10 protein-coding genes are annotated in these 14163 nt (G+C 68.2%); 2 read left to right on the top strand and 8 right to left on the bottom strand.

What is annotated here, in order from left to right:
* Positions 1–3 precede the first annotated feature (3 nt).
* From AAW14_RS05085 to AAW14_RS05065, 5 genes are all read right to left on the bottom strand, one after another.
* Complete coding sequence (locus tag AAW14_RS05085; protein WP_265560285.1) at positions 4–2442, bottom strand: GcvT family protein; 2439 nt, start codon at positions 2440–2442, stop codon at positions 4–6.
* 251 nt (positions 2443–2693) lie between these two features.
* A complete protein-coding gene (locus AAW14_RS05080; protein ID WP_265560283.1) occupies positions 2694–3656 on the bottom strand; it encodes an ABC transporter substrate-binding protein in 963 nt (320 codons plus the stop codon).
* 13 nt (positions 3657–3669) lie between these two features.
* Positions 3670–5643, bottom strand: coding sequence for an ABC transporter permease (locus AAW14_RS05075; protein WP_265560282.1), 1974 nt, complete (start codon positions 5641–5643; stop codon positions 3670–3672).
* Positions 5643–6731 (bottom strand): quaternary amine ABC transporter ATP-binding protein, encoded by a 1089-nt coding sequence (locus AAW14_RS05070; protein ID WP_265560281.1) that lies wholly within the window; start codon positions 6729–6731, stop codon positions 5643–5645. Before AAW14_RS05070 ends, AAW14_RS05075 begins: the two co-directional genes overlap by 1 nt.
* Before the next feature lie 20 nt (positions 6732–6751).
* Complete coding sequence (locus tag AAW14_RS05065; RefSeq protein ID WP_265560280.1) at positions 6752–8221, bottom strand: aldehyde dehydrogenase family protein; 1470 nt, start codon at positions 8219–8221, stop codon at positions 6752–6754.
* 218 nt (positions 8222–8439) lie between these two features.
* Between AAW14_RS05065 and purU the strand changes: the two genes are divergently transcribed.
* Positions 8440–9312 carry a formyltetrahydrofolate deformylase gene (purU, locus tag AAW14_RS05060; protein WP_265560279.1) on the top strand — a complete coding sequence of 291 codons (873 nt, stop codon included), beginning with the start codon at positions 8440–8442 and terminating at the stop codon, positions 9310–9312.
* A 76-nt stretch (positions 9313–9388) separates the two neighbouring features.
* On the opposite strand, the gene AAW14_RS05055 is transcribed toward purU, so the two are convergent.
* Both AAW14_RS05055 and betA read right to left on the bottom strand, forming a co-directional pair.
* Positions 9389–10225 (bottom strand): 5,10-methylenetetrahydrofolate reductase, encoded by an 837-nt coding sequence (locus AAW14_RS05055; RefSeq protein ID WP_265560278.1) that lies wholly within the window; start codon positions 10223–10225, stop codon positions 9389–9391.
* A 2-nt stretch (positions 10226–10227) separates the two neighbouring features.
* A complete protein-coding gene (gene betA / locus AAW14_RS05050; RefSeq protein ID WP_265560277.1) occupies positions 10228–11898 on the bottom strand; it encodes a choline dehydrogenase in 1671 nt (556 codons plus the stop codon).
* A gap of 203 nt (positions 11899–12101) precedes the next feature.
* On the opposite strand from betA, the gene AAW14_RS05045 reads away from it, so the two are divergent.
* Positions 12102–12848: an IclR family transcriptional regulator gene (locus AAW14_RS05045; protein WP_265560403.1), complete on the top strand. Its 747-nt coding sequence runs from the start codon at positions 12102–12104 to the stop codon at positions 12846–12848.
* Between the two features lie 65 nt (positions 12849–12913).
* On the opposite strand, the gene AAW14_RS05040 is transcribed toward AAW14_RS05045, so the two are convergent.
* Positions 12914–14047, bottom strand: coding sequence for an aromatic ring-hydroxylating oxygenase subunit alpha (locus tag AAW14_RS05040; protein WP_265560276.1), 1134 nt, complete (start codon positions 14045–14047; stop codon positions 12914–12916).
* Between the last annotated feature and the right edge of the window lie 116 nt (positions 14048–14163).

The raw sequence follows: 14163 nt of genomic DNA, 5'->3' as shown, positions 1-14163 counted from the left end.
GTGCTAGCCACGCAGGCGGGACATGGTCGGGTCGAACAGGGGCTCCTCGGCGACGACCGCCTCGATGCGCTGGTCGAAGTAGCCGACGTGCACGGTTGTGCCGGGCGTGGCGAGCTCCGCCGGGAGCCACGCGTAGGCGATGCCCTTGCCGATCGTGTAGCCGTAGGCGGCGCTGGTGACGTAGCCGACGGGGCGGTCGCCGTCGTACACCGGCTCCTTGCCCATGACGACCGCCTGCGGGTTGTCGATGGTGAGGCAGGTCAGCCTGCGCCGTACGTCGGCCTTGCGCCGCTCGAGCGCGGCCTTGCCGATGAAGTCGTCCTTGTCGGGCTTGACGGCAAAGGCGAGCCCCGCCTCGTAGGGGTCGTGTTCATAGGTCATGTCGGTGCCGAAGGAGCGGTAGCCCTTCTCCAGGCGGAGGCTGTTGAAGGCGCCGCGGCCGGCGACGATGCCGCCCAGTGGCCTGGCCGCCCGCCACAAGGTGTCCCACAGCTTCTGTCCCAGGTCGGCGGTGGTGTAGAGCTCCCAGCCCAGCTCACCGACATAGCTCAGGCGCATCGCGGTGACCGGGACGGAGCCGATGTGGGCGCGCCTGGCACGGAAATACTTCAGGCCGTCGTTGGAGAAGTCCGCGTCCGTGAGGGGCTGCAGGACCTTGCGGGCGAGCGGTCCCCACAGCCCGATGCAGCAGGTGCCGGGGGTGATGTCGCGTACGGCCACAGAGCCGTCGGCGGGGAGGTGGCGGGTGAACCAGTCGAGGTCCAGGTTGCCGTTGGCGCCGACCTGGAAGAGGTCGCGGGCCAGCCGGGCGACGGTGATGTCGCTGCGGATGCCGCCGTCCTGGTCCAGCAGGAGGGTGTACGTCACGGAGCCGACGGACTTGTCGACCTTGCCGGTGGACAGCCGCTCCAGGAAGGCGGCGGATCCGGGTCCGCTCACCTCGAGCCTCTTGAGGGCCGTCATGTCGTACATCGCGACGGTCTCGCGGGTGGCCTGCGCCTCGGCGCCGACGATGGGCGACCAGTAGCGCGCGGCCCAGTCGTTGGGGGCGACGATGGAACGGCCTTCGACCAGGCCCGCGTTGGCCTCGTACCACTGGGGGCGCTCCCAGCCGTTCGCCTCCAGGAAGAAGGCTCCCAGCTCCTGCTGGCGGGCGTGGAAGGGGCTGGTGCGGATCGGCCGCGGGTCCCCCGACGGCTGCAGCGGGTGCAGGATGTCGTAGACCTCGACGAAGTTCTGGCAGTCGCGCGCCAGGACGTACTCCGGGGACAGTTGGTGCGGCTCGAAGCGGTTGACGTCGCACTCGTGCAGGTCGAAGGACGAGCAGTAACCGTCGACCAGCCATTCGGCCACGGCCCGCCCCACACCCGCCGAGTGGGTGACCCAGACGGCCTCGGCGACCCAGAAGCCCTTGACGTCCGGGGACTCCCCGAGGAGCGGCAGGTTGTCGGTGGTGAAGGAGAACAGGCCGTTGATGCCCTCCTCGATCTTGGCCTCCCCCGTCGCGGGGAGCAGGGACTGGGTTTCGGCCCAGGCGTCCGCGAAGTCGTCCTCGGTGAACTTGAGGACCGACGGCATCCGGTCGGCTTCGTCCACGGACAGGATGTCGTCGGCGGAGACCGGCATCGGGCGGTGACCGTAGTAGCCGATGCCCAGGCCGTCGAAGCGGTCGCGGTAGTAGAGGTCGGCGTCCTGGTGGCGCAGGATCGGGCGCACCGCCTCCTCCGTCTGGCCCGCGAGCGCCGGTACCGGGCCGGTCCAGGCGAGTTGGTGGGCGAGCGGGGTGAGCGGGAGGTTCATGCCGACCATGCGGGCGATCTTCGGGCCCCAGATGCCGGCGCAGCACACGACGATGTCGGCGGGGATCTCGCCCTGGTCGGTGAGGACGCCGGTCACGCGGCCCTCGCTCTGCTGGACGTCGAGGACTTCGTGGCGGGCCAGGAAGCGTACGCCACGCTCGGTGGCCCGCCGGATCTGTGCCTCGACGGCGAGGACGGCCTTGGCGAGGCCGTCCGTCGGTACCAGGAGCCCGCCGAGGACTCTGTCCGGGTTCACCAGCGGGTGCTGTTCGACGCACTCCTCGGGGCTCAGCAGTCGGCCCTCGATGCCCCAGGCGGTGATCCAGCCGTGGCGGCGGCGCAGTTCCGTGAGGCGCTCCGGGGTGGTTGCCACTTCGAGGCCGCCGACCTGCAGGAAACAGGGCTTGCCGTCGACATCGAGGGAGCAGAACTTCTCGACGGTGTAGCGGGCCAGTTCGGTCATCGTCTTGGAGGAGTTCGTCTGGAAGACCAGGCCCGGGGCGTGCGAACTCGAGCCCCCGGTGGCGGGGAGCGGGCCCTGGTCGACCACGGTCACTTCGGTCCAGCCTCGCGCGGAGATCTCGTCCGCGAGTGCCGCTCCCACGACGCCCGCTCCGATGATCACCACTCGGGGTCCCGCCATCGCCGCACCTCCGAATTCAAAACCGGTTCAGTTGCTTTGTACGCAACATGATTCAGGTTGCGCAACTCAATGTGCCTGTCGCGAGGATGGGTGTCAAGGGGTCGGCGACGTCGGTGAACAGCCCGAAACATGAAGGGGCCCGGCAGGCTGCGCATGCAGCCTGCCGGGCCCCTTCGCGGGCTCTCCGGCTCGCTCGTGCGTCGACGCTCCGACAGCCGGCGAAGGCGCCGGAGACGGTACGGCGTCCCTCCCTACTTGAGCCAGGCGTCGACCTTGCCGCGATTCGCGTCGACCCACTTCTTCGCCGCCGCGTCGTCCGACATCTTGTCCTGCGCGATGTACTTGGCCACGGTGTTCTGGTCGTCGTTGGTCCAGTTGAAGTTCTTCACCAGCTTGTACGCCGGACTGCCGGCCTGGGCGAACTTGGCACTGACGATCTTGTCCAGGTCGTAGACGGGATAGTCGCAGGCGACCTTCGCCGCGTCGGCGTCACAGCCCGTCGTGTACTTGGGCAGATCAACCTTCACCAGCGGCACCTCGGACAGGAACCACTGCGGCTCGTAGAAGTAGCCGATCACCCATTGCTTGTTCTTCTCGGCGGTTCGGAACGCCTGGATGAGCGCGGTCTCGCTGCCCGCATACACCACCTTGAAGTTCAGCTTCAGGTTCTTGACCAGTGCCGCGTCATTGGTGACGTACGACGGGTCGCCGTCGAGCAGCTGCCCCTTGCCGCCCGACTCGGACGTCTTGAAGTTGGACGCGTACTTGTTGAGATTCTGCCAATTGGTGATGTCCGGGTGCGCCTTCGCCAGCCACGGCGGCACGAACCAGCCGATGATGCCCTTGTTGCCGGTCTGGCCCGCCTCGACGGCGGTCTTCTGCCCGGTGATGTACTTCTTCTTCAGATCGTCGTGACCCCAGTTCTCCAGGACGGCGTCGACCTCGCCCGTGCCGAAACCCTGCCAGGCGATCTCTTCCTTCAAGTCCTTCTTCGTTACCGTGCAGCCGAGGTCGTGCTGCGCGACGTACGCGACGACCGCCGCGTCCGCCTCGTAGCCCACCCACGGATTGACGGCGAGGTTGAATGTGCCGCACTTGCCCGAACTCTTGGAGCCGGAGGAGGAACTGTCGCCCACCTTCGCTCCGCCGCAAGCGGTGAGGGTGAGGCCGAGGACGGCCAGGCCGGCTGCGCCGGCTCGCCAGTGTCTTGCCATGGTGTCGTGCTCCTTATGCGCTGGTGCGTCGCGCCGCAGCCTGAGTGATCCGGTCGAACATGACTCCGAGCAGTACGATGGCGAGCCCCGCCGCCAGCCCCTTGCCGTACAGCTGTCCCTGCGAGAAACCGGCCACGACGTCGTAGCCGAGGGCGCCCGCGCCTACCAGGCCGCCCACAACAACCATCGACAGCACGTAGATCAGGCCCTGGTTGGTCGCGAGAGTCAGGGCGCTGCGTGACATCGGCAGTTGAACCTTGGTGATGATCTGCCAGGTGCTGCACCCGGCGGACGTGGCCGCTTCCACGGTGGTCTCGGGCACGGCCCGCACTCCATCCGCGATGATCTTCATGGCGACCGGCGCCGCATAGACGACGGCGGCGACGATGGCCGTGAAGCGTGTCGCGCCGAACAGCGCGAGAAACGGCACGAGATAGACGAACGGGGGCATGACCTGGGCGGCGTCCAGAGTGGGCCGCAGCAGCCGGTCCACGAGCAGGCTGCGCCCCATCCACACCCCGAAGACGACTCCGAGCACCATCACCAGCACCGTCGCGACGACGGTCGAAGCCAACGTCGTCATGCCGTCCGACCACACGCCCGTGCCGACCAGCAGGCCCACGCACACGACAGTGGTGACCCCGGCGCGCCAGCCGCCGAGCACCACGCCCATGGCGATCAGTACCGCGCCGACGAGCCACCACGGGGAGTCGGTGAGCAGCGACTGGAACGGATTGAGCAGGCCGTTGGTGACGACGTCGCGGAAGGTGTTCGTAATGCCCGACAGGTTGTCCTGTGCCCAGGTGGTCGCGGTGGCCGCCGCGCTCGCGATGGAGCTGCCGAGGCCGCCACTGCCGGGGAACTCCGCAGCCCACACGTAGGTGTGCGACAAATGGATGAGGACGGCGACGACCACGGCACCCGCTCCCAGCAGCGGCCGCCGCCAGGTGAGGAAGCGGCCGCCGGAGCGCCGGGCGGCCTCCTCCCGTCCGCTGGCCGCGGTCGTGACCCGGTCGAGGACGATCGCCATCACGACAATGGCCAGGCCCGCGTTGAAGGCCGTCCCCACATCGAGCGACTGCAGGGCCTGGACGACGGTCTTGCCGAGGCCGGGCGCGTCGATCAGGGCCGCGATGGTCACCATCGCGAGGGCGGCCATGATGGTCTGGTTGACGCCCATCACCACGGTCCGCTTGGACATCGGCAGCAGGACCTTCTGCAGCGCCTGCCGCCGTGTCGCGCCCAGCGAGTCGGCCGCTTCGACGGTGGTCACCGGCACGGAACGGATGGCGTGCGCGGTGATGCGGATCGCCGGCGGGGCCGCATAGATCAGGGTGGCGATCGTGGCGGAGGCAGGGCCGATGAGGAAGAACAGGGTCAGTGGGGCCAGGTAGACGAAGGTCGGCATCGTCTGCATGAAGTCCAGGAAGGGCGTCACGATCCGGTTGAACCGGTCGGACAGCCCGGCCCACACGCCCAGCGGGATCGCGAACAGCAGCGCGACCAGGACCGCCGAGAGTGTGAGCGAGAGGGTGTCCATGCTCTCCTGCCACAGGCCCTGCAGCCCGAAGAGGGTGAACCCGGCCACCGCCAGCAGAGCGACCCGCCAGTTGCCCACGGCCCATGAGACGTAGCCGGCGATGCCGACCACGCCGAGCCACCCGATCTGCGGGACGGGGCGGCCGCCGGACGGCTGTGAGATCAGGCCCTGGACGAAGGTCACCAGGTTGTCGATGACCAGACGGATCTCGTTGAAGAAGTAGAGGAAGAGCGGGTTGGAGTTGCGGTTCGCGCCGATCGTGTCGTTGACATCGTTGAACCACCGGTGCAGACCGGTGAGGTCTGCGGCTGCCAGGCTCAGGGTCTGCTTCCCGCGGAACACGGCGAACAGGACCAGCCAGGCAACCAGGATCGCGGCCACCACCATGCGCCGGGGGACCTTGCGGACACCGGCGAGGGCTGTGGTCTTCTCCAGGGCGACGGCCATCACATGCCGCCTTGCTGTCCGGCGACCACCGAGAGGATCTCCTCGTCACCGACGATGCCGAGCAGCTTGCCGTTCTCGACGACCTTGACCGGCCTGTCGGCCGCCAGTACCGCCCGGGTGGCTTCCCGCACCACGACGTCCGGGCCCAGCTCGGGACCGTCCAGGGCGTCGTCCGGCTCCGGGGGCCGCATGATCCACCGCAGGGTGAGGACATCGCCGCGCGGCACGTCCTTGACGAATTCGCGTACGTAGTCGTCGGCAGGGGCTCCGACCAGTTCGTCTCCGGTGCCGCACTGGACCATCCTGCCGTCGCGCATGATGAGAATGCGGTCGCCCAGCTTGAGCGCCTCGGAGAGGTCGTGAGTGATGAACACCATCGTCTTGCCGACCTCGTGGTGCAGGCGGATGACCTCGTTCTGCATGTCACGGCGGATCAGCGGGTCGAGCGCCGAGAACGGTTCGTCGAAGAAGAGCACGTCCGGGTCGCCGGCCAGCGCGCGGGCGAGGCCGACCCGCTGCTGCATACCACCGGAGAGCTGGTCGGGGTACGAGTTCTCGTAGCCGGCGAGGCCGACCAGTTCGACGACCTCCAGGGCCCGCCTGGTGCGTTCGGCCTTGCTCATGCCGCGGATCTCCAGGCCGAAGGCCACATTTTCGACGACGCGGCGGTGGGGCAGCAGCCCGAAGTGCTGGAAGACCATGGAGAACTTGCGGCGCCGCAGTTCGCGCAGGCGTTTGTCGTCCGCGTCGCGGATGTCCTCGCCCTCGAAGACGACCTCTCCGGCGGTGGGTTCGATCAGCCGGGTCAGACATCGCACCAGCGTGGACTTGCCCGAGCCCGACAGGCCCATGACCACGAAGACCTCGCCGGGAGACACTTCGAAGTTCAAGTCGCGTACGGCGGCGGTGCATCCCGTGCGGTCCATGAGCTCGCGGCGAGTGAGCCCGCACAGCTCGTCGGAGTCCGGCACCCGGTCGGCCTTCGGCCCGAACACCTTCCACAGCCTGCGCACGGATATGACCGGAGTGTGGTCCGAGTCCTGGGGCGTGCCGCGCCGCTGCGGCACCTCGGTCTGTGTTGGGGTCACGATCGACCTCTTTTCGGCGTTCAGCCGCGGAACCAGCGCTGCGGCCGGGGTTGGATGTTCTGCCAGATGTGCTTGGGCTCTCGGTACTCGTCCAGGCCGGTTGGTCCCAGCTCCCTACCCACGCCCGAGTGCCCGAAGCCACCCCATTCCGCTTGCGGCACATAGGGGTGGTAGTCGTTGATCCACACCGTGCCGTGGCGCAGCCGCCGGGCGACCCGCTGGGCCTTGCCGGCGTCCTGCGTCCAGACGGCTCCGGCGAGCCCGTACTCGGTGTCGTTGGCGATGCGTACGGCATCGTCCTCGTCATGGAAGCGCTCGACGGTGAGCACGGGTCCAAAGGACTCCTCGTGCACCACGCGCATGTCCTGCCGGCACTCGTCGAGCACGGTGGGCGGGTAGTAGTGGCCGTTCGCCAGTGCGGGATCAACGGGACGTTCGCCGCCGCAGCGCAGGACGGCGCCTTCGGCGAGGCCCGCCGCGACGTACGCCTCGACCTTCTCCCGGTGCTGGGAGGAAATCAGCGCTCCGGTCTCGGCCTCGAGGTCGAAGGGGCCGCCGAGGCGGATCTGGCGGGCACGGCGGACGACCTCGTCGACGAAGGCGTCGTGGAGGGAATCCTCGACGATCAGCCGGGCGCCGGCCGAGCAGACCTGTCCCGAGTGCAGGAAGACGGCCGTGAGGGCGAAGTCCACAGCCGTCTCGAAGTCCGCATCGGCGAAGACGACGTTGGGGTTCTTGCCGCCGAGCTCCAGCGCGACCTTCTTCACGGTCGCGGCGGCGGTGGCCATGATGCGCCGGCCGGTATGAAGGCCTCCGGTGAAGGAGACCATGTCCACGGCGGGGTCCTCGGAGAGCGGTGCGCCCGCCTCGGGACCGGTGCCCAGGACGAGATTGGCGGCGCCGGCCGGCAGCCCCGCCTCCTCGAGCGCCTTCATCAGAAGGATCGAGGTGGAGGGGGTGAGTTCACTGGGCTTGAGGACGATCGTGTTGCCCGCGAGGAGGGCGGGAGCGACCTTCCAGGACGCCTGGAGCAGCGGATAGTTCCAGGGGGTGATCAGCCCGCACACGCCGACCGGTTCGTGGACGACGCGGCTGATGGCGTCGTCGCGGCCGGTGTCGATCACGCGGCCGGCGTCAGTGCCCCCGATCCCCCCGTAGTAGCGGAAGCAGGAGACGACGTCGGCGATGTCGTATTCGCTCTCGACCAGCCGCTTGCCGGTGTCCAGCGATTCGGCGCGGGCGAATTCCTTGGCGTCGCGTTCGATGAGGTCGGCGGTCCGCAGCAGCAGCGCACCGCGCTCCCGCTCGGGGGTGCGCGGCCAGGGTCCCTCGTCGAAGGCGCGGCGGGCCGCGGCGATCGCCGCCTCGGTGTCGGGGCGCGTCCCTTCCGATACGGTCGCGGTGAGCGTGCCGTCAGCGGGACAGCGGATTTCCCGGCGGCCTCCGGCCACCGGCTCCCGCCATTCTCCGTCCACATACAGGTCTGCCACGCGCCCAGCCCTTCAACCGAAATGCGTTGCGCATCGTGCATTCAATTGCTTGTGGTGGAACACCCTGGCGAATGCTCAGACCTACGTCAAGGGGTTGGCGGATGACGATTTCACTATGCGGGCAGTTGCCCGGCCACCCTTGACCGCAAGGGACACCGAGACGACCATGTTGCGCATCGCTCACCATGTTGTGCAATACGCACCAGCGGAGGCTGCCCATGTCCCCTCGACCGCAACCTGGCCGTGAGTACGTCCTCACCCTCTCGTGTCCCGACCGCGCGGGACTGGTCCACGCCGTGAGCGGCTTTCTCGTCAGGAACTCGGGCAACATCCTGGAGAGCCAGCAGTTCGACGATCGACTCCAGGGCCGATTCTTCATGAGGGTCCACTTCGACGTTTCCGACCCGAAGGCGGAACTGGAAAATCTGCGTTTCCGCTTCGGTCCCGTCGCGGAGGCCTACCGGATCTCCTGGACCCTCCGGGACGCCTCCACCCCGACCCGGACGCTGATCATGGTGTCCAAGTTCGGCCACTGCCTCAACGATCTGCTCTTCCGCCGGCGTACCGGCGCGCTCAACATCGAGATCCCCGCGATCGTCTCCAACCACCGGGACTTCGAGCGGCTGGCGGAGTCCTACGGCGTCCCCTTCCATCACATCCCGGTCGCCAAGGACGCCAAGGCCGAGGCCGAGACGCGACTGCTGGAGCTGGTGCACGAGCTGGACATCGACCTTGTCGTACTGGCCCGCTACATGCAGATCCTCTCCGACGACCTGTGCAAGCAGCTCGAGGGCCGCGCCATCAACATCCATCACTCCTTCCTACCCAGCTTCAAGGGCGCACGCCCGTACGAGCAGGCCTACGACCGCGGAGTGAAGCTCGTCGGCGCGACGGCGCACTACGTGACACCGGACCTGGACGAGGGGCAGATCATCGAGCAGGACGTGGTCAGGGTGGACCATTCGCTCGACCCCGGGGAACTGGTCACGGTCGGGCGGGACGTGGAGGCACAGGTGCTCGCGCACGCGGTGAAGTGGCACAGCGAGAGCCGCGTCATGGTGGACGGCAACCGTACGGTGGTCTTCCGCTGAGCGGTGCGGCACGACGGCGGGCGGGCCGGAGTCCGGCCCGCCCGCCCGCCGTCGTACACGGCCCCCGAAGCGGCCTTCAGCCACCGAGACGGTCCAGCAGCGCGCGGCGCCACCGCTCTGTCTCGGCGATCTGGTTGAAGGTGAACAGGTGCAGGCCGGCCACCCCCGCCGACGGCGCCGTGAGGGCCTCGGCGCTGCGGGCGAGCAGCCGCTCGGGCGAGTAGCCGCCGGGTGCCGCGAAGCGCAGGAACCAGGCGGCATGCCGGGTCAGAAAGCGCGTCGACTCCCCCACGCCGATCTTCGCCGCCATGGACAGCAGCCTGGCCCGCTGCACGGGCCCGGCCACGCCCACATGGACAGGCAGGCGGACACCGCGGCGGCGTGTCCGGGCGAGCCAGTCGCCCAGCACGCGCGGGTCGAAGCAGAGGTTGCTCACGATGTAGGTGGCGTGCTCGCGCTTGTCCCACATCGCCTGGATGGTGATGTCGTCATGGATGAGCGGATGGCTCTCGGGATAGCCGGTGATGCCCACGCGGGCGAAGGGGCTGCCCAGCTCGCTCAGCCTGCGCAGTACCGGCAGCGCTCCGTCGTAGGCCCCGGCCGGCGGGTCGGCGTCGCCCGCTGGGACGAAGACGTCCTCCACACCCGCCTCGCGGAGCCGGTCGGCCACCTCCTTCAGGTGCGCGTCGTCCCGCAGCAGCCGCGCGGGCACGTGCGGGACGACGCGGTGTCCGTGCGCCGCGAGCCGGCTCGTGAGGTCGAGGGTCGGCTCCAGGCCCTTGACCGGCGACGCCGTCACGGTGACCACGACCTCGCGGGGGACATGGGCGAGGACCTTGTCCTCGGTGGCCTTCGCGGGCAGCACCTCGTAGCGGACACTGTCCAGCAGCGCCCGGAGCCCTGCGGAACCCACGTCTACCCGGCCTGCTTCTGGGCATCACGGTGGCGGTAGTACGCGGCCTTCGACGGCGCCGGCGGTTCCTTGCCGAGGATCAGGTCGGCGGCCTTCTCGGCGATCATCATCACCGGTGCGTAGATGTTGCCGTTGGTGACGTAGGGCATGACGGAGGCGTCCACCACGCGCAGGCCGTCCAGGCCGTGTACGCGCATGCTGGCGGGGTCGACGACCGACATCTCGTCCGTGCCCATCTTGCAGGTGCAGGACGGATGCAGGGCGGTCTCGCCCTCCTTCGCGACCCAGGCGAGGATCTCCTCCTCCGTCTCCACGGACGGCCCGGGCGAGACCTCCCCGTCGTTGTAGGGAGCGAGAGCGGGCTGGTTGAGGAGCTTGCGGGCCACTCGGATCGCCTCGACCCATTCTCGGCGGTCCTGCGCGGTGGAGAGGTAGTTGAAACGCAGTGCCGGGTGCTCGCGCGGGTCCTTGCTCTTGATCTTCACCGAGCCGATGGCGTCGGAGTACATGGGGCCGACATGCACCTGGTAGCCGTGGCCGCCGGAGGGCGAGGAGCCGTCGTAGCGGACCGCGACCGGCAGGAAGTGGAACATCAGATTGGGGTACTCCACGTCCTCGTTGCTGCGGGCGAAACCGCCGGCCTCGAAGTGGTTGGTGGCGGCCGGCCCCTTGCGGAAGAGCCACTGCAGTCCGATGAAGGGGGCCCGCCACTTCGCCATGTACGGCTGCATGGAGACCGGCTGCTTACAGGCGTACTGGACGTAGACCTCCAGATGGTCCTGCATGTTCTCGCCGACGCCCGGGAGGTGGTGGACGACGTCGATGCCGAGGTCGCTCAGCTCCTCTGCGTTGCCGACGCCCGAGAGCTGCAGCAGCTGCGGGGAGTTGATCGCGCCGCCGCAGAGGATGACTTCTCCGGCTCGGACCTGCTGGGGCGCACCGCGGCCGCGCTGATACTCGACGCCGACGGCGCGCTTGCCCTCGAAGAGCACCCGGGTGACGAGGGCACGGGTGGTGACCGTGAGATTGGGCCGCTTCATCGCGGGCTTTAGGTACGCCTTCGAGGCCGACAGACGACGCCCGCGGTGAACATTGCGGTCAAATGGTGCGAAACCTTCCTGACGGTAGCCGTTGACGTCGTCGGTGCGGGCGTAACCGGCCTCCTGGACGGCTTCGAGGAAGGCGGTGAAGAGCGGGTTGGTCGCCGGGCCGCGCTCGAGGACGAGGGGGCCGTCATGGCCACGGAACTCGTCGTCCGGATCGGCCGCGAGACAGTTCTCCATCCGTCGGAAGTACGGCAGGCAGTGCGCGTAGTCCCAGGCCTCCATGCCGGGGTCGGCCGCCCAGCGTTCGTAGTCCATGGGGTTGCCGCGCTGGAAGATCATGCCGTTGATGCTGCTGGAGCCGCCCAGCACCTTGCCGCGCGCGTGATAGATGCGCCTGCCGCCCATGTGGGGTTCGGGCTCGGACTCGTACTTCCAGTCGTAGAACCGGCTGCCGATCGGATAGGTAAGCGCCGCCGGCATGTGGATGAAGACATCCCACGGGTAGTCGGACCGGCCGGCCTCCAGCACCAGCACCCGGTTCGCCGGGTCTGCGGAGAGCCTGTTCGCCAGTGCACTGCCGGCCGATCCGCCGCCGACGATGACGAAGTCGTATTGCAGGGGAGCCATGGTGCCTCGTCTCGCTCGCGCCGTAGATACGCCAGGCATGCTAGTACCAGTAGCGCTATACGCACCAGGTTGCGTTCAACGCAACTTGCAAGGACTTTGTTCCGGTGCCGCTTACTTGCGCCGGTGTTGTTTACTACGCGTATAGTTTCGCTGTGAGCAACTACAGTCCAGATACCGAAACATCCAACGCACAGTCCGGTGGAGTGCAGTCGGTCGACCGCGCCATCAGCGTCCTGGAGATCCTGGCCCACCGCGGCGAAGCGGGCGTCAGTGAAGTGGCCGCCGAGATCGATGTTCACAAGTCCACCGCGTTCCGCCTGCTCGGCGCCCTCGAGGCGCGCGGCCTCGTGGAGCAGGCGGGCGAGCGCGGCAAGTACCGTCTGGGCTTCGGCATCGTACGCCTGGCCGGCGCGGTCACGGGTCGCCTCGACATCACGCAGCAGGGCCGCCCGGTGTGCGAGCGCCTCGCCGAGGAGATCGGCGAGACGGTCAACATCGCCGTCATGCAGGAGCACTACGCGATCAACCTCTACCAGGTGCGCGGCCCGGCGGCCGTCGCCGCGCACAACTGGGTCGGGGAGCTGACCCCGCTGCACGCCACCTCCAGCGGCAAGATCCTGTTGGCGTACCTGCCCGCCAAGGAGCGCGCCGCGCTGCTGTCCGAGGCCGGCCTGAAGAAGGTCACCCCGCACACCATCACGGCCAAGGCGAAGCTCGAGAAGAACCTCACCGAGGCCCGCGAGCGCGGCTACGCCTGGACCCTGGAGGAGCTGGAGATCGGTCTGCACGCCTTGGCCGCACCGATCCGCAACCGGGACGGCGAGGTCATCGCGGCGCTCAGCGCCTCAGGTCCCTCGTACCGGTTCACCGAGGAGCGTGTGCACGGGCTCGCTCCGGTGCTGCTCAAGGGCGCGGAGGAGATCAGCCACCGGATGGGCTACCTGGGCTGAGCGGGCGGTCCGTCGCCGGTACCGGCCGACGAAGGGCGAGGCGTGGATCGCACGAGCGATCGCCGTCACTGCGACTGCGGGGCGCACAGGCGCTCGTTCACCCAGTCGTGGAAGGCACCGATGTGGTGCTCGCTGGGCACCAGCACGCCGCCCTTGGCGTACAGCCTGGAGCTCATTCCGGGCTGGGTGCGCTCGCATGCCTCGAAGTCCTGGCGGTTGACCCGGTCGAAGAGCTCCACGGACCGGCTGACGTCCTTGCCGCTGTCGACGACGCGAGGGAGGTACAGCCAGTCGCACTCGACGATCGTGCGGTCGACGGCCACCGGGTACATCCGGTGGAAGATCACGTGGTCGGGGACGAGGTTGATGAAGACCTGCGGCTTGACGGTGATCGCGTAGTAGCGGCGGTCCTGGTCCTCGGACACGCCGGGGATGCGCTCCAGGCCCTCGGAGCCGTCGACGGTGAAGCCCTGGACCTCCGCACCGAATTCGGCGCCGTGCCCGACGTAGTACTGGGCGGCGTAGCCGTCGGCGAACTCGGGGAGCACCTCGGTGAGTTCGGGGTGGATCGTGGCGCAGTGGTAGCACTCCATGAAGTTCTCGATGATGAGCTTCCAGTTCGCCTTGACGTCGTAGACGATCCTCTTGCCGACGGCGAGGTTGTCGATGTCGTAGCGCTCGATCGACTCCGCGTCGCCGAGGCGGGCGACGACCTCACCGATGACGTCCTCCTCGAAGGAGGGCGGATTCTCCGCCAGGCAGACCCAGACATAGCCGAGCCATTCACGCGTGGCCACGTTCACCAGGCCGTATTCGGTGCGGCCGACGTCGGGCATCTTGGTGAGGTTGGGCGCCGCGACGAGCTTGCCCGTCAGGTCGTACGTCCAGGCGTGGTACGGGCACTGGAAGGCCCGCTTGACCTCGCCGCTGTCGTCCGTGCATATCTTGGCTCCGCGATGCCGACAGACGTTGAAATAGGCCCGGATCGAGTTGTCCCGGGCGCGGGTGACGAGGATGCTCTCACGGCCCACGTCAACGGTCCGGAAGGCCCCGGGCTTCCCCAGGTCCGACGAGCGCGCCACGCAGAACCACATCGTCTCGAAGATGCGCTCCTGCTCCTGGGCGAAGATCCCCGGATCGGTGTAGGAGGGGCCGGGGAGGGTGGCGATCAGGCTGTCCGGCAGGCTGGTCGAGGTCACGGTGCACTCCTCGGGAAACGTCGTGGATCGGTCATTCACGCGCCGGGAAGAGCGTCTCCGGACGGCGTTGTGTATGGAGCAACGCTGCGCGTCATATGAAACTGCAGCATGGGATG

This window comes from Streptomyces hygroscopicus (assembly GCF_026168105.1).
Lineage (GTDB): Bacteria > Actinomycetota > Actinomycetes > Streptomycetales > Streptomycetaceae > Streptomyces > Streptomyces hygroscopicus_D.
Note: the sequence above shows the minus strand (reverse complement) of the source record. Positions and strands in the feature narration are given on the sequence as shown.